Below are 14,500 nucleotides of genomic sequence, written 5' to 3'. Positions count from 1 at the left end.
ATGACCGAGTGGCCGGAGCAGAGCGAGGGCATGGACACCCGCCTGATGTCCGGGGTCGCTGACCGCCGGCTGACCGTCTGGGGCTGGTTCGACAGCCACAGCGGCACTGCCCCGGAACCCGGTCCACACGTCGCACTGCACGGGATCCCGCAGCTCGGCGGTCCAGCCGCCAGCCTCGTCGTCCACCTCGACCAGCTGCCCGCACTCATCGCCGCGCTGACCGACGTCGGCACGCGGCTCGGTGCCGCCTGGGAGCGCGAAGGAGCCGAGCACCTCGCACAGGTCACCGATGCCCAGGAGTCCTAGCCGAGCGCGGTGACCGCGGCCGCGCGCACCCGGGTGGCCAGGGCCGCCTCGGCCGCGGCGTCGGTGCGGACGACGACCACCCGCGGCCCGCCCGCGCCGAGCGCGGCGACCAGCTGCGCCGGGTCGCTGACCGGGGTCGCCGCCCAGCCGAGCGAGCGCGCCACCGCCACCAGGTCCCGGCCGTGCGGGGTGCCGAACACCCGCCGGTAGCTGGCGGCGTACTGCGGCCGCCCGGGTTCCAGCTGGGCGAAGATGCCGCCTCCGTCGTTGTCCGGGACGACGACGGTCAGGTCCGGCCGGGGCTCCCCCGCCCCGGGCAGCAGCCCGGTCAGGTCGTGCAGGAACGTCAGGTCCCCCATCAGCGCGAACGCCGGCCCGCCGCCGGCGCCCTGGTGCGCGAGCGCGGCCCCGACCGCGGTGGAGATGGTGCCGTCGATGCCGGCGACCCCGCGGTTGGCCAGCACGGTCAGCCCCAGGCGCGGGACGGCGACCCGGTCGACGTCCCGCACCGGCGTGGAGGAACCGAGCACCAGCAGCGCACCGGCCGGCAGCGCCGCCACCAGGTCCCGGGCGAGCCGGGCCGCGGTCAGCCCGCCCGTGGGGGCGTCCAACTCGGCGTCGACCGCAGCCCCGACCTGCCGAGCGGCCTGCGCCCACTGCGCCGACCACTCCCCGCCGGCCTGCGGTCCGGGGTCGCGCAGCGCCAGGCCCGGGTCCAGCCGGGCGCTGCCGACGACGGTGCTGCCCCGGCCCGGGTCGGCCCAGCGCGGCGTGGGCCCGTAGGTCTCCACGGTGACCGCCGGGTCGCCCAGCAGCGCGTTGACCGGTCGGGAGAGCGTGGGCCGGCCGACGACGACCACCCGGTCGGGCCGGTGCGCGGCCAGCCAGTCCGCGGCCCCCAGCAGCAACGCCGACCCGCGCAGCGCCCCGCTCGCCCCCCAGGCACCGCTGCTGGGCTCGGCCAGCACCGGCCAGCCCCGCTGGTCGGCGACGACGGCGGCGGCCCGCCCGATCGCGGACGGGGCGTCCCCGGCGACCAGCAGGGTGCGACCGGCCGGCGCGCCGCCAGTCAGCGTCGCGGTCCGCACCCCGTCCTCGGCCGAGACCGCCCAGGGCGCACCGTCCGGGCGCCCGGCGAGGTCACCCGAGGGCAGCGCCGGCTGCTGGCCGGTGCCGCTGTCGTCGGGCATGAGCGGCTCGCGCAGCGCCAGGTTCAGGTGCACGGGGCCGGGGTCGTCGGACAGCGAGCCCCGGGCCACGAGCAGCGCCTTGGCGACGACCGACCGCCAGTACCGGTTCTGCGCCGCCTCCCGCCCCGGTTCGGGCACCCCGACGTCCAGTGCCCAGCGCACCGCGCCGCCGTAGAGGCCGACCTGGTCGATCGTCTGGTTCGCGCCGGTGGCCCGCAGCTCCGGCGGGCGGTCCGCGGTCAGCGCCAGCAGCGGCACCCCGCTCTCGTGCGCCTCCAGCACCGCCGCGTGCAGGTGCGCGGTCGCCGTCCCCGAGGTGGTGAGCACCGGCACCGGCCGGCCGCTGGCCTTGGCCAGCCCGAGGGCGAGGAAGGCCGCCGTCCGCTCGTCGATCCGCACGTGCAGCCGCAGCCGGCCCGCGGTCTCGGCGTCGGCCAGCGCGAGCGCCACCGGCGCGGAGCGGGACCCGGGGGCGAGCACCGCGTCGGTGACCCCGCCCCGGACCAGCTCGTCGACGAGCACCCGGGCGAAGGCGGTGGCCGGGTTCACGGCGCCGTCACCGCAGCCAGCCGGGCGCGCCAGCGCTGCTCGACCGCCGGGTCGGCCGCGGTCTCGGCCAGCCGGTCGGGCTCCGGACGGCGCACCGGCAGCGCCCCGTCGACCGGGAGGAGCGGCTCGCCGGTGACGTCGGCGGTGAACAGCGCGACGGTGGCCAGCCCGCACGCGAAGGGCAGCTCCGGCAGCGCGGCGGCCAGCGCGACCCCGGCGGCGATCCCGACCGAGCTCTCCAGCGCCGAGGAGACCACGCACGGCAGGCCGTGCGCCTCGGCGACCGCCAGGGCCGCCCGCACCCCGCCCAGCGGCTGCACCTTCAGCACCACGACGTCGGCCGCCTCGCGCAGGTCGACCGCCCGCGGGTCGGCGGCGCGGCGGACCACCTCGTCGGCGGCGACCCGGACGTCGACCCGCCGGCGCACGGCGGCCAGCTCGGCGATCGTGGCGCAGGGCTGCTCGGCGTACTCCAAGCCGACCCGGTCCAGCTCGCGCAGCCGGGCCACCGCGGTGTCGACGTCCCAGGCGGCGTTGGCGTCCACCCGGATCGCCCCGGCCGGGCCGAGCGCGTCGCGCACCGCCTCCACCCGGGCAAGGTCGTCGGCGGCGGACTGGCCGGGCTCGGCGACCTTCACCTTGGCGGTGGCGCACCCCGACGCCGTCACGATGGCGTGCGCCCGCTCCGGCCCCACCGCCGGCACCGTGACGTTGACCGGCACGCTGGCGCGCAGCGGCTCGGGCCAGCCGAGGACGGCGGCCTCGTGCGCCGCGGCCCACCAGCGGCGGCTCTCGGCGACGTCGTAGTCCCAGAACGGGGAGAACTCCCCCCAGCCGGCCGGGCCGCGCACCAGCACCCCGTCGCGGACGTCGATGCCGCGGAAGCGGGTGCGCATCGGCACCGACCAGACGTGCACCTCCAGCGCCGTCGCTGCGGCGTCGGGAGGGGCGGTGACCACGGCCGACAGCGTAGGCGGGCGGGCGGGACACCCGGGGGCGGTCCTGGTGCGCGGGCCAACCGACCCCTAGCGTGCAGTCGCAGCGCCGCCCTGCCGACCGGAGAGCCGGCGCACCCGAGACCCGGAGGTCCCCTCGTGGCCCACTCGACGGCTGCACGGACCGTCCCCGCCGACCGCAGCCCCCGCGGCCCCGGACTGCCGGTGCGGTGCGGCGTGCGCGGCTGTGCCTGCGAGGACCCGCGCCAGCTGCTCAACGCCGCGAACCTGGTCACCGTCGTCCGCACGCTGGCCTCCCTGGCCATGGTGACCACCGCCGCCGTCCAGGAGTCCTGGCCGTGGCTGCTGGCCGCCTACCTGACCTACTGGATCGGTGACTCCGCCGACGGCAACGTCGCCCGGTGGCGGGACCAGGAGACCCGCTTCGGTGCGGTGTTCGACGTGGTCTGCGACCGGGTCAACTGCATCAGCTGCGCCCTCGTGCTGCTGATGTTCATCGACGCACCGTGGCCGGTGGCCGTCTTCCTCTTCCAGTTCGTCGTGGTCGACCTGCCGCTCACCCTGCTGCCGATGCGCTGGCCGGTGCTCTCGCCGAACTACTTCTTCCTCGTCGACCGGCTGGCCTGGACGTTGAACTGGCACGTGGTCGCCAAGGTCACCAACACGACCCTGCTGGTGCTGCTGCTGGTGTTCGTGCCCGACCAGCGGGTGGCCCTCGTCGCCGCCTCGGTGGTGCTGGTGATCAAGGTCTGGTCGCTGGGCCGGGTGCTGCGGCTGCCCCGGCCGACCGACCTGGTGCACGTCGCGCAGCCGACCTCGGGCGCCGCCGCCCGTGCTTGACGCCGGCACGATCGGGCTGATCGCGCTCGGCCTGGTGGTCGGTGCGGTCTCGGCCGTCACGCCGTTCCTGCCGGTCGAAGCCTACGTGATCGGCCTGGCGGTGACCCACTCCCCCACCGTGGCCGTCGCCGGTGCGGTGGCCGCAGCGCTCGGCCAGACCGTGGGCAAGGTGCTGCTCTTCTCCGCGGCCCGCGGCGCGACCAGCTCCCGCTGGCTGGAGCGGCTCCGCGAGCGCGGGGCGGAGGAGGCGGCGGAGATCGCCGCCGCCGAACAGGCCGGGGAGCCACCGCCCGGCGGGCCGGTGAAGCAGGCGCTGCGGCCGGTGGGCCGCTGGCTGAAGCGGGTCAACGCCCGCGGCGTCGCGCTGCTGTCCGGCCGCTGGGGGCCGGGGGTGGTGCTGCTCAGCGGTTCGGTGGGCGTCCCGCCACTGCTGGCGATCGCCTTCTACGCCGGGACGTCGAAGATGAGCCTGCGGGCCTTCGTGGTCACCTGCCTGGTCGGCCGCGCGATCCGGTTCGTCGTCCTGGCGCTGGTGCCCGACCTGTTCTGAGCGCGGACCGCCGTAGCCTGACTCCTCGTGCACCGGCAGCTGACCCTCGTGGCCGCACCGCCGCCCGAGGCGGCCGCGGCGGTGCTCGACACCGTCTGGCCGGCGGTGCGGTCCAGCCTGGACGGCGACCGGCCGCTGGCCGTGCTGCCCGCCGGCACCGGCCCGGCCGACGCCGCGCGTGCCGTGCTCCGACCCGACGAGCCGCTGGAGCCCGGCACCGACCTGGTGGTCGTCACGTCCGGGTCGACCGGCGGCGGCAAGGGCGTGCTCCTCTCCGCGGCAGCGCTGCGGGCCTCTGCGGCCGCCACCGCCGACCGGCTCGGCGGCCCCGGCAGCTGGCTGCTGGCGCTGCCGACCTCGGCCATCGGCGGGCTGCAGGTGCTCGTCCGCACCGCGCTGGCCGGCCGGGAGCCCGTCGTCCTCAGCCGGGGCGAGTCACTCGCGGCAGCCACGACCCGGCTGCCGGCCGGTGACCGCCGCTACGTCGCGCTGGTGCCCACCCAGCTGCGCCGGTACCTGGCCGAGGAGCCGGCCGCCCTGGCCTCCTTCGACGGCGTGCTGATCGGCGGCGCCGCCACCGACCCCGCCCTGCTCGCCGCCGCCCGCGCCGCCGGCGTCCAGGTGCGCACCGCCTACGGCATGAGCGAGACGGCCAGCGGCTGCGTCTACGACGGGGTGCCGCTGGCCGGGGTGTCCGTGCGGGTCACCGACGGGATCGAGCTCGCCGGCCCGGTGTTGGCGTCGGGCTACCGGCTCGACCCGGCGGGCACGGCGGCCGCCTTCCGCGACGGCTGGTTCCGCACCCGGGACGCCGGCTCGCTGGACGGCGCCGGGCGGCTCACCGTGCACGGCCGACTGGACGACGTCGTGATCAGCGGCGGGGTCAACGTCGCCCCCCAGGGGGTCGAGGCGGCGCTGCGCGAGCACCCGTCGGTCACCGACGCCGTCGTCACCGGGCTGCCGGACCCGGAGTGGGGGCAGCGGGTGGTCGCCGCCGTCGTCGCCGCACCCGGCGCCACCCCCGACCTGGCCGAGCTGCGGTCCTGGGTCGCCGCCCGGCTGGGCGCGGCCGCCGCCCCCCGCGAGCTGAGGGTCGTCGACGCCGTGCCCACCCTGCACACCGGCAAGCCCGACCGCCGGGCCGTCGCACGCACGCTGATCACACGCACGCCGAGAGGAACCGACTGATGGCGACCCCCGCCCAGTGGCTGGAGGGCGCCCGCCCCCGCACCCTGCCCGCCGCCCTCGCCCCGGTGCTGGTCGGCTCCGGCGCCGCGGCCGCGCTCGACGGGTTCCGGCTGGTGCCGGCGCTGCTGGCCCTGGTCGTCGCGCTCGCCCTGCAGGTGGCGGTCAACTACGCCAACGACTACTCCGACGGCAAGCGCGGCACCGACGCCGACCGGGTCGGCCCGATGCGCCTGGTCGGCTCCGGCGCGGCCACCCCGCGCCAGGTGCTGACCGCCGCGATGGCGTCCTTCGCGGTCGCGGCGGTGGCCGGCCTGGCGCTCGCGGCGGTGTCCAGCTGGTGGCTGGTCGCCGTCGGCGCGGTGAGCATCCTCGCTGCCTGGACCTACACCGGCGGCCCGATCCCCTACGGCTACCGGGCGCTGGGCGAGGTCTTCGTCTTCGTCTTCTTCGGCCTGGTCGCCGTGGTGGGGACGACCTTCGCCCAGACCGAGTCGCTGGACGGCCTGGCGTTCGCCGCCGCGGTGCCGATCGGCCTGCTCTCGGTCGCGCTGCTGGTGGTCAACAACCTGCGGGACGTGCACGGGGACGCCGCCGTCGGCAAGCGGACCCTCGCGGTGCTGCTCGGCGAGGCCCGCACCCGGGTGTTCTACGCCGGCCTGCTGGGCGGCGCCTTCCTCGTCATCGCCGGCATCGGCGTCGTCCGGCCGTGGGCGCTGCTGGGCCTGTTGGCCGCCCCGCTGGCGGTCCCGCCGGTGCGCCTGGTGCTGGGCGGCGGCCGCGGACCGGCGCTGATCGGCGCGCTGAAGGCCACCGGGCAGCTCACCCTGGTCACCGGCGTCCTGCTCGGCCTCGGCCTCGCCCTCAGCTGACGAAGGGCCCTGCTGCCCCCCACCACTCGCAGGCTCGCGGCGGGCCCCTGCAGCAGGGCCGTCAGCCGTCGTCGGCGGCGGAGCCGCGGAGGTCGGCCCGCAGCTGCTCCTTGCGGGCGTTGCGGGCCACCAGGGCGCTGGTGAGCTGCTGACGCACCCCACCGAGCACCAGGTAGGACACCGGCATCGCCAGCAGCACCCCGAACAGGAAGCCCGGCGTGCCGGGCAGCCCGAGCACCCACAGCAACCCGATCAGCGCGGCGGCGATCGCCAGCCGCCCGAGGGTGTAGATCGCCAGCCACCGGGCGACCCCGCCCTGGCTCGGCACCCCCTCATCGGTGCCGCCGGGCACCGACGCCCCGCCGGTCCTCGTCTGTTCAGCCACGACGGCCCTCCCACTTGGTCGACAGCACCACGGTCGTCCGGGTGCGTGCGACGCCCCGGATCCTGTTCAACGCACTGATGGTGTCCTCGAGTGCCCGGATGTCGGGAACCCGCACCTTGAGGACGTACCCCTCGCTGCCGGCCACCCGCCAGCAGTCCTCCACCGACGCCAGCTCCGCCATCGCCTCTTCCAGGCCCGTGTCGTCGACCTGGTCGCTCTCGATCACCCCGACCAGGGCCGTGACGCCGAGCCCCACCGAGGCCGGGTCGACCACGGCCTGGTAGCCGGTGATGACGCCGGCGGCCTCCAGCTTGCCGACCCGCTCGTGCACCGAGGGGGCCGAGAGCCCCACCTGCCGGGCGAGCTCGGCGTAGCTGGCGCGGCCGTTGGCACGCAGCAGGCTGATCAGCTGCTCGTCGACTGCGTCGATGTCGCCCTCCGGCTCCTCAGGTGCACGCCCGCAGGGCGCTGGCGCAGGGCCCGCCCCGGTCGGGCAGGAGATCACCGGGTCCGAGTATCGCCGCGGTCGTACATTGGTGGTGATGAGGGGGGTGGCCCGATGGTCTTCCTGGTGATGTTGGTGATCGCGGTGGCCGTGGTCGTACTGGTGATGCGCGCTGCGTCGGCGCAGGACGGTGGCCGAGGAGGGTCCGGCGGCATCGGTCGTCCGGAGCGTCCGACCCGCGGGCCGCGCCCGCCCAAGGCACAGCGGCCCACCCGGCCGGTGGCCCCCGACGACGACCCGGAGTTCCTGCGCGAGCTCGAGCGGCGCGCCCAGCGGGCCCAGCGGGACGACGGGACGACGGCCGCCTGACCTGACCCGCGGGTCGCCTGGCCCGCACCCGGACAGACAACGAGTCGCCGGCCGTCCAGGGCCGGCGACTCGTTGCTCCAGGGGCGTCCTGCTCAGGCAGCGCGACTCAGGAGAAGCGGCTCAGGCGGCGTTGCTGCCCGACGGCGTGGGTGGCACTGCAGGGCCGCCACCGAACCACCGACGCCAGCTCAACCGCCGCCGTGCCAGCCGTCCGTGCCGGGCCGCCGGGGCCACGGGCAGCGCCGCCACCGTCGTGTCGGTCGCCGTGGTGCCGGCAGCCGTGACGTCGCTCGCCGCAGTGTCATCTGCCGTGGTGTCGTCCGGCCACCCGAGACCGGAGCCCTCGCCGGGCTCACCGGGCCATCCCAGGCCGCCGTCCTGCCGGCTCTCGGCCAGGTCGAGCGCGGGGCGCGGCTGGGGCGGCGCCACCGGCGCCGTCCGCTGCGACAGCGCGGCCGCGACGATCGGGTCGACGGGCGCACGACTCCCGGCCGAGTGCCTACCCACGGTGAGCTCCACCGCTCTCAGTCATGCGGTCAGGATGCCACGGCCCGCACCGCAGGGCGCGTCATCGCCCGCGCAGCCCACCTAGTCTCACTCGAAGGTGACGGTGGGTGATCGGCCAGCGGCTCAGCAGCGGCCCCCCAGGAACAGGGTCAGACGCCGCCGTAGCTGTGCAGGCCGGTCGACACCAGGTTGACGAAGAGCAGGTTGAAGATCATCACCACGAGGCCGACGATGTTGATCCACGCCGAGGGGCGCCCCCGCCAACCGGCCGTGGTGCGCGCGTGCAGGTAGGCCGCGTAGACGATCCAGGCGATGAACGCCCAGGTCTCCTTCGGGTCCCAGCCCCAGAACCGGCCCCAGGCGCTCTCCGCCCAGATCGCCCCGGCGATGACCGCGAAGGTCCAGATCGGGAAGCCGAAGACGGCGGTGCGGTGGGCGGTGCGGTCCAGCGCCGCCGCCGTGGGCAGCCGGTCCAGCAGGGACGGTGCGGCGGGGGCGGCCGTGCCGGCGCCGGCCGCGACCGTGGCGTCCCGCCGGGTGCGCACCAGGTAGAGCACGCTGGCGATGCCGCTGACGAAGAAGATGCCGAAGCCGATGGTGGCCGTGCTGACGTGGATCGCCAGCCAGCTCGACCGCAGGGCGGCGACCAGCGGGCCGGCCTCGGCGTAGAGGAACAGCCCGATCAGCACCATCGACAGCACCACCGGCGCCAGCAGGAAGACGCCGATGTGCCGCAGGGACGGCGCCCGCACGGCGAGCACCAGGTAGGCCACCACGGCCACCAGCACGACCGCGGTGGCGAACTCGTACATGTTGCCCCAGGGCAACCGGTCGGTGGCCATGCCGCGGGCGACGAGGACACCGGCGTGGGTGACCGCGCCCAGCCCGGTCAGCACCATCGCGACCAGGCCCAGCCGGCGGGCCCGCTCCGGCTCCGCGGCCGGGGTCGCGGCCGACGCCCCGACCGGCGGCACCGCAGGACCGCCGGCGGCCACGAGCTCCCGGGACTGCCGCGACCGGCCGAAGGCCAGCTCGGCGCAGAACGCGACCACGGCCAGGGAGTACAGCCCGACGCTGACGGAGAACAGGGTGTCGGACAGTGCGGCCAGCGACTCGTCGATCACGACGGCGGTGCCTCCTCATCGGGTACCGGCCCGTGTCCACGGGCCGGTGGGGTGTTCGCCGGGGCGTCGGTGCGGTCGGTCAGAGCCTCCTGCACGTCCTCGGTGAACGCGGTGAAGCGGGGACCGGTGTCAGCGCTGCCCCGGGTCAGCGAGCCGATCGACAGCACGGTACCCCCGCCGTCCGGCGCGGGGCCGGAGCGGGCGAACACGCGCTCCCGGCGCACCAGCAGCATGCCGAGCAGGCCGACCAGGACGGCGATCGACGCCCCCAGCACCCACACCTGGCCGGGGTCGTGCGAGACCTGGATGGCCGCGAACTCCTTCAGGCCGCTGAAGGTGACCACGGTGCCGTCGGGCAGGGTCGTCGACTCCCCCACGGCGAGGTTCGTCCGGGCCTCCCTGGTCAGCAGACCGCGGTCGATCTGGTCACGGTCCAGCGCGTAGACCGACTGGGGCACGCCGGAGTCCAGCCCCAGGTAGCCGGTGTAGACGTCGATGCCGACCTTCGGGTCCAGCGGCCGCGGGTCGACCGAGGTGAGGAAGCCGGCCTCCAGCCGACCGGTGGGGGCGAGGAACCCCTCGATCGCCAGCTGCTCGGTCGAGCCGGCGCCCAGGTCGGGCACCTTCAGCACGCCCTGGCTGAGCATCGTGCCCAGGTCGGCGGGGAGGAACGGCGCGGACAGGTCGGTGAACGTCTGACCGTCGGGCCGGGTGATGCTGAAGACGGGGCTGAAACCGTGCCCGGTGACGTAGACCCGGTCCCCGCCCACCCGCAGCGGGTCGTTGACCCCGATGGTGGTGCTCACCGCGTCGGCGCCGTCCAGCTCCCAGCTGATGTCGGCGGTGTAGGAGGCCGCGGTGAGGTTCTCCTCGTACTGGGCCTCGAAGTCGTCCAGGTCCACGCACAGCCGCGAGAGGTCCTCACCGTCGACCAGCGGCCCGGACCGGTGGGTGTCGTACTGCTGGAACGCGTTGCAGAAGCCCTGGCCCTCGGTCACCAGGATGCTGCCCTCGTAGCCCCACAGCTTGCCGCCGGCCAGGCCGAGCAGCAGCGCCAGCAGCGAGAGGTGGAACAGCACGTTGCCGGTCTCCCGGAGGTAGCCCTTCTCCGCCGACACCTCCGGACCGGACCGGCCCTCCCGGCGGATGACGCGGAACCGGCGGACCCGGAGCTCCTCCTCCACCACGTCCAGCGCGACCGGGCCGGCCAGCGGCGTGCTCAGCTCGGCCGACTCCGGCAGCCGCTGGAGGTGCCGGGGCGCCGTCGGCGGCGGGGTGAACAGGGAGCGGCCGTGCTCGATCGCCCGCGGGACGACGCAGCCGATCAACGAGATGAACAGCAGCAGGTAGATCGCGGCGAACCAGGGCGAGCTGAAGACGTCGAAGAGGTAGAGCCGGTCCAGCCAGGGTCCGATCGTGGGGTACTCGGCGAGGTAGCCGGCCACGTCGCTCCGGGAGAGGGAGCGCTGTGGCAGCAGCGAACCCGGGATCGCCGCCAGCGCGAGCAGGAACAGCAGCATCAGCGCGGTGCGCATGGCGGTCAGCTGCCGCCACCAGCGCAGCAGCCGGCCCAGCACCCGGCGGCCGGGCGAGGGCGGGGACGGCTGGCTGGCCGGCGCGGCCGGACGCGGCGGGGCGGTCGTCGTCACAGCGGGGCCGACTCAGCCAGCCCGGTGGCGGCGAGCCAGCCGCGCAGCCAGATCATCAGCTCGGTCCAGGCCCCGGTGACCAGCATCAGGCCGACCCCGATCAGCACGATCCCGCCGACCCGGGTGACCGTGCGCGCGTTGCGGCGCAGGAACGACATCGCGCCCACGGCCCAGCGGGCACCCAGCGCCACCAGCACGAAGGGCACGCCGAGCCCCAGGCAGTAGGCGAGCCCCAGGAACGCACCGCGCCCCACGGTCGCCTCGGTGAAGGCCAGGCTCTGCACCGCCTGGAGGGTCGGGCCCAGGCACGGGGTCCAGCCCAGGCCGAAGACCACACCGAGCAGCGGTGCGCCGGCCAGGCCCACCGCGGGGCGGGTGTTGATCCGGGCGGTGCGCTGCAGGAACGGCAGCCACCCCAGGAAGCCGAGCCCCACCACGATCGTGACCAGGCCCATCACCCGGGTGATCACGTCGTTGTACTCCAACAGCAGCCGGCCGAGCCCGCCGAAGGCGCTGCTGATCGCCACGAAGACCACCGTGAAGCCGAGCACGAACAGCACCGAGCCGAGCACCATCCGGCCGCGCGAGGCCCGCTCGTCGACCGGCCGGACGGCGGTGGCCACCGAGGCCCCGGAGGCCACGCCCGCCGAGGTCCCGTCCACCGAGGCCCCGCCCGCCGCCGGTCCGCCCACCGGGGGTGCGCCGGCCGGAGCCGCCGTCCGCTGGGCGCTGCCCACCAGGCCGGTGACGTAGGAGAGGTAGCCGGGGACCAGCGGCAGCACGCACGGCGAGGCGAAGCTGATCAGCCCGGCCAGCGCCGCCACCGCGGCGGCGACCAGCAGCGGCCCGTCACCGATCAGCTCCCTGATGGCCTCCACCATGGGTCAGGCCTCCCCGGTCAGCTGGGCGATCACGGTGCGCAGGTCGTCCTGGCGCACGGCACCGGTGTACACCGCTGCGACGCGACCGGCACGGTCCAGCACGATCGTCGAGGGGATGGCGCTGGCCGGGTAGTCGCGGAAGGCCAGCGCCACCTCACCGCGCGGGTCGTGCAGCGAGGGGAAGGTGATCCCCTTGCTCTCCACGAAGGCGGTGGCCAGCTGCTCCTCGTCCTTGACGTTGAGGCCCAGGAACTGGACGCCGTCGTCCCGGACCTCGGTGTAGACCTCCTGGAACTCGGGGCTCTCCACCCGGCAGGGCGCACACCACGAACCCCAGAAGTTGAGCACCGCGACGTCGCCGGCCAGCTCCGCGGAGTCGAACTCCCCACCCTCGAGCAGCGTGCCGGAGAACTCCGGGGCGCTGGCCCGCTCGGCCTCGGGGATGACCTCGGCGTCCGGCGTGGCCGCCTCGAAGCGGAACTCACCGCCGTTGGTCACGTCGACCGCCTCGCCCCCGGCGCTGCAGCCCGCGGTGAGCACGGCGGCCACCGCCAGCGCGGCGGCCAGTCGGCTACGCACCGGGCACCTCATCCGGGTCGGTGGGCCCGGCCGGCTCGGCGTACTCCAGCCGGACCAGCCGGTCGCCGTCGTAGGTGAGCGAGGTGACGCTGGCCAGCCCGCACTCCCGCCGCCGCGGGTCGTGCAGGTAGCGGCGGCCCTCCAGGTGCAGCCGCACCGTCCAGACCGGCAGCTGGTGGCTCACGCAGACGGCGGCGTGCCCGCGGGCGGCCTCCCGGGCGGAGTCGACCGCGCCGAGCATCCGCGCGGCGATCTCCTGGTACGGCTCGCCCCACGACGGGGTCCACGGGTTGCGCAGTCGCCACCAGTTGCCCGGGTGTCGCATCGCCCCGTCACCGACGCCGAACGTCTTGCCCTCGAACGAGTTGCCGGCCTCGATCAGCCGCTCGTCCGTGGCGATCTCCAGCCCCAGCGTGTCGGCGATCGGGCGCGCGGTCTGCTGCGCGCGCTCCAGCGGGCTGGCCACCAGGTGCGTGACGTCGCGGTCGGCGAACCAGGCGGCCGCGGTGCGGGCCATGCCCTCGCCGACCTCGCTCAGCAGGTAGCCCGGGAGCCGGCCGTAGAGCACGCCGGCCGGGTTGTGCACCTCGCCGTGCCGCATCAGGTGGACGACGGTCGTCTCGCTCACGAGCTCTCCTCGCTGGCGCTCGTCGTGCGCGTTCGCGCCGCTGCTGTGCACATTGGTTCGCTCGCACGCTCGCTCACGGCTGCAGCTCCAGGGTGTCCTTGGCCTCGGGCGAGGCGGCGCCGCCAGCGGCGGCCGCGGCGGCCGAGGCGGCGGCGGGCAGCGCGGCCAGCACGTGCTCCAGTGCTTCGTCGTCCAGGGCGGCGCTGACGAACCACGCCTCGAACGCCGAGGGCGGCAGGTAGACCCCGCGGGCGAGCATCGCGTGGAAGAAGGCGGTGTGCGCGGCGACGTCCTGGCTGCGGGCGTCGTCGTAGTCGCGCACCTGGCGCTCGTCGGGCACGAAGAAGACCGAGAACATCGAGCCGGCCTGCTGCACCCGGTGGTGCACCCCGGCGGCGAAGAGCGCCGCGCTGGCGGCACCCCGCAGCAGGGCGGCGACGGAGTCGCACCGCTCGTAGACCTCGTCGGTGCACAGCCGCAGGGTGGTCAGCCCGGCCGCCACCGCGACGGGGTTCCCGGCCAGCGTGCCTGCCTGGTACACCGGCCCGGACGGGGCCAGCTGCTCCATCACGTCGGCGCGGCCACCGAACGCCGCGGCCGGCATGCCGCCGCCCATGACCTTGCCGAAGGTGAACAGGTCGGCGTCCACCGGGTCCAGGCCGTACCAGCCGGCACCCGAGACGCGGAACCCGGTCATCACCTCGTCGACCAGCAGCAGCGCCCCCGAGGCCGCGGTGATCCGGCGGAGGTGGCCGTTGAAGCCGTCCAGCGGCGGGACGACGCCCATGTTCCCGGCGGCCGCCTCGGTGACCACACAGGCGATCTGGTCGCCACGCTCGGCGAAGACCGCCTCCACCGCGGCGACGTCGTTGTAGGGCAGCACGATCGTGTCGGCCGCCGCGCCGGTGGTGACGCCCGGGGTGTCCGGCAGGCCGAGGGTGGCGACGCCGGAACCGGCCGAGGCCAGCAGTGCGTCGACGTGCCCGTGGTAGCAGCCGGCGAACTTCACGACCAGCGGCCGGCCGGTGTACCCGCGGGCCAGCCGCACCGCGGAGAGGACCGCCTCCGTGCCGGAGTTCACCAGCCGCACCCGCTCGACCGGGGCCACCCGGGAGACGATCTCCTCGGCCAGCTCCGCCTCGGCGGCGGTGGGGGTGCCGAAGGTGAACCCGTTGCGGGCCGCGGCCGTGACGGCGGCGACCACCTCGGGGTGTGCGTGCCCCAGGATCATCGGGCCCCAGGAGGCCACCAGGTCCACGTAGCGGCGGCCGTCGACGTCGGTCAGCCACGGACCCGAGCCCGAGGCCATGAACCGCGGGGTGCCCCCGACGGCCCGGAACGCACGCACCGGCGAGTTGACGCCACCGGGCGTCACCCGGCCGGCCCGCTCGAACAGCTCTGCCGACACCGGGGCCTCGTACGGGTAGGGCTCAGTCACGGTCCCACTCTCCCAGGTTCGTCTGTGTGCACGGATCCGGTGATGGA

The 14,500-nt window shown here is 75.6% G+C and carries 17 protein-coding genes; 6 read left to right on the top strand and 11 right to left on the bottom strand.

The window, feature by feature from the left end; all coding sequences use genetic code 11:
- Positions 1 to 306: a hypothetical protein gene (locus O2W16_RS12245; RefSeq protein WP_269159105.1), complete on the top strand. Its 306-nt coding sequence runs from the start codon at positions 1 to 3 to the stop codon at positions 304 to 306.
- Here the strand turns inward: O2W16_RS12245 and menD are convergent.
- Positions 303 to 2,045, bottom strand: a complete 1,743-nt coding sequence (menD, locus tag O2W16_RS12240; protein WP_269159104.1) for a 2-succinyl-5-enolpyruvyl-6-hydroxy-3-cyclohexene-1-carboxylic-acid synthase — start codon at positions 2,043 to 2,045, stop codon at positions 303 to 305. The genes O2W16_RS12245 and menD overlap by 4 nt on opposite strands.
- Positions 2,042 to 3,004: an o-succinylbenzoate synthase gene (locus tag O2W16_RS12235; RefSeq protein ID WP_269159103.1), complete on the bottom strand. Its 963-nt coding sequence runs from the start codon at positions 3,002 to 3,004 to the stop codon at positions 2,042 to 2,044. Before O2W16_RS12235 ends, menD begins: the two co-directional genes overlap by 4 nt.
- 135 nt (positions 3,005 to 3,139) lie before the next feature.
- Between O2W16_RS12235 and O2W16_RS12230 the strand changes: the two genes are divergently transcribed.
- Genes O2W16_RS12230 through O2W16_RS12215 form a run of 4 tightly spaced genes read left to right on the top strand, consistent with a single transcriptional unit; the run spans position 3,140 to position 6,448 of the window.
- The gene (locus O2W16_RS12230) at positions 3,140 to 3,841 is read left to right on the top strand and encodes a CDP-alcohol phosphatidyltransferase family protein (protein ID WP_269159102.1); all 702 of its coding nucleotides are present in this window, start codon (positions 3,140 to 3,142) and stop codon (positions 3,839 to 3,841) included.
- Positions 3,834 to 4,391, top strand: a complete 558-nt coding sequence (locus O2W16_RS12225) for a hypothetical protein (protein WP_269159101.1) — start codon at positions 3,834 to 3,836, stop codon at positions 4,389 to 4,391. The genes O2W16_RS12230 and O2W16_RS12225 overlap by 8 nt, the downstream gene beginning before the upstream one ends.
- 27 nt (positions 4,392 to 4,418) lie before the next feature.
- Positions 4,419 to 5,579 carry an o-succinylbenzoate--CoA ligase gene (menE, locus tag O2W16_RS12220; RefSeq protein ID WP_269159100.1) on the top strand — a complete coding sequence of 387 codons (1,161 nt, stop codon included), beginning with the start codon at positions 4,419 to 4,421 and terminating at the stop codon, positions 5,577 to 5,579.
- On the top strand, positions 5,579 to 6,448 hold the full coding sequence (locus O2W16_RS12215; RefSeq protein WP_269159099.1) for a 1,4-dihydroxy-2-naphthoate polyprenyltransferase: 870 nt from the start codon (positions 5,579 to 5,581) through the stop codon (positions 6,446 to 6,448). Before menE ends, O2W16_RS12215 begins: the two co-directional genes overlap by 1 nt.
- Before the next feature lie 61 nt (positions 6,449 to 6,509).
- Here O2W16_RS12215 and O2W16_RS12210 read toward each other — a convergent pair whose 3' ends face one another.
- Both O2W16_RS12210 and O2W16_RS12205 read right to left on the bottom strand, forming a co-directional pair.
- Positions 6,510 to 6,833, bottom strand: coding sequence for a DUF4229 domain-containing protein (locus O2W16_RS12210; RefSeq protein ID WP_269159098.1), 324 nt, complete (start codon positions 6,831 to 6,833; stop codon positions 6,510 to 6,512).
- Positions 6,826 to 7,338: an Lrp/AsnC family transcriptional regulator gene (locus O2W16_RS12205; RefSeq protein WP_269159097.1), complete on the bottom strand. Its 513-nt coding sequence runs from the start codon at positions 7,336 to 7,338 to the stop codon at positions 6,826 to 6,828. Before O2W16_RS12205 ends, O2W16_RS12210 begins: the two co-directional genes overlap by 8 nt.
- Before the next feature lie 54 nt (positions 7,339 to 7,392).
- On the opposite strand from O2W16_RS12205, the gene O2W16_RS12200 reads away from it, so the two are divergent.
- Entirely contained in the window at positions 7,393 to 7,647 is a 255-nt protein-coding gene (locus O2W16_RS12200) for a hypothetical protein (RefSeq protein ID WP_269159096.1), read from the top strand.
- 120 nt (positions 7,648 to 7,767) lie between these two features.
- Here the strand turns inward: O2W16_RS12200 and O2W16_RS12195 are convergent, their stop codons facing one another.
- The 7 genes from O2W16_RS12195 to hemL form a co-directional block, all read right to left on the bottom strand.
- A complete protein-coding gene (locus O2W16_RS12195; protein ID WP_269159095.1) occupies positions 7,768 to 8,154 on the bottom strand; it encodes a hypothetical protein in 387 nt (128 codons plus the stop codon).
- 149 nt (positions 8,155 to 8,303) lie between these two features.
- The gene (gene ccsB, locus O2W16_RS12190) at positions 8,304 to 9,278 is read right to left on the bottom strand and encodes a c-type cytochrome biogenesis protein CcsB (protein WP_269159094.1); all 975 of its coding nucleotides are present in this window, start codon (positions 9,276 to 9,278) and stop codon (positions 8,304 to 8,306) included.
- Complete coding sequence (resB, locus tag O2W16_RS12185) at positions 9,275 to 10,927, bottom strand: cytochrome c biogenesis protein ResB (protein ID WP_269159093.1); 1,653 nt, start codon at positions 10,925 to 10,927, stop codon at positions 9,275 to 9,277. Before resB ends, ccsB begins: the two co-directional genes overlap by 4 nt.
- Positions 10,924 to 11,808 (bottom strand): cytochrome c biogenesis CcdA family protein, encoded by an 885-nt coding sequence (locus O2W16_RS12180; protein ID WP_269159092.1) that lies wholly within the window; start codon positions 11,806 to 11,808, stop codon positions 10,924 to 10,926. Before O2W16_RS12180 ends, resB begins: the two co-directional genes overlap by 4 nt.
- 3 nt (positions 11,809 to 11,811) lie before the next feature.
- A complete protein-coding gene (locus O2W16_RS12175; RefSeq protein ID WP_269159091.1) occupies positions 11,812 to 12,387 on the bottom strand; it encodes a TlpA family protein disulfide reductase in 576 nt (191 codons plus the stop codon).
- Positions 12,380 to 13,015 (bottom strand): histidine phosphatase family protein, encoded by a 636-nt coding sequence (locus O2W16_RS12170; protein ID WP_269159090.1) that lies wholly within the window; start codon positions 13,013 to 13,015, stop codon positions 12,380 to 12,382. The genes O2W16_RS12175 and O2W16_RS12170 overlap by 8 nt, the downstream gene beginning before the upstream one ends.
- A 73-nt stretch (positions 13,016 to 13,088) precedes the next feature.
- Complete coding sequence (gene hemL, locus O2W16_RS12165) at positions 13,089 to 14,453, bottom strand: glutamate-1-semialdehyde 2,1-aminomutase (protein WP_269159089.1); 1,365 nt, start codon at positions 14,451 to 14,453, stop codon at positions 13,089 to 13,091.
- Positions 14,454 to 14,500: the final 47 nt, after the last annotated feature.

It is taken from the genome of Modestobacter sp. VKM Ac-2984, assembly GCF_026967985.1.
In the GTDB taxonomy this organism is placed as follows: Bacteria; Actinomycetota; Actinomycetes; order Mycobacteriales; family Geodermatophilaceae; genus Modestobacter.
The sequence above is the reverse complement of the archived record's forward strand: the minus strand, read 5'-3'. Positions and strand labels throughout refer to the sequence as shown.

Bases quoted from the DNA above. Each gene is read 5' to 3' on its own strand.
- O2W16_RS12245 (WP_269159105.1), top strand. From the start codon at position 1: ATGACCGAGTGGCCGGAGCAGAGCGAGGGCATGGACACCCGCCTGATG.
- O2W16_RS12215 (WP_269159099.1), top strand. From the start codon at position 5,579: ATGGCGACCCCCGCCCAGTGGCTGGAGGGCGCCCGCCCCCGCACCCTG.
- O2W16_RS12200 (WP_269159096.1), top strand. From the start codon at position 7,393: ATGGTCTTCCTGGTGATGTTGGTGATCGCGGTGGCCGTGGTCGTACTG.
- O2W16_RS12180 (WP_269159092.1), bottom strand. From the start codon at position 11,808: ATGGTGGAGGCCATCAGGGAGCTGATCGGTGACGGGCCGCTGCTGGTC.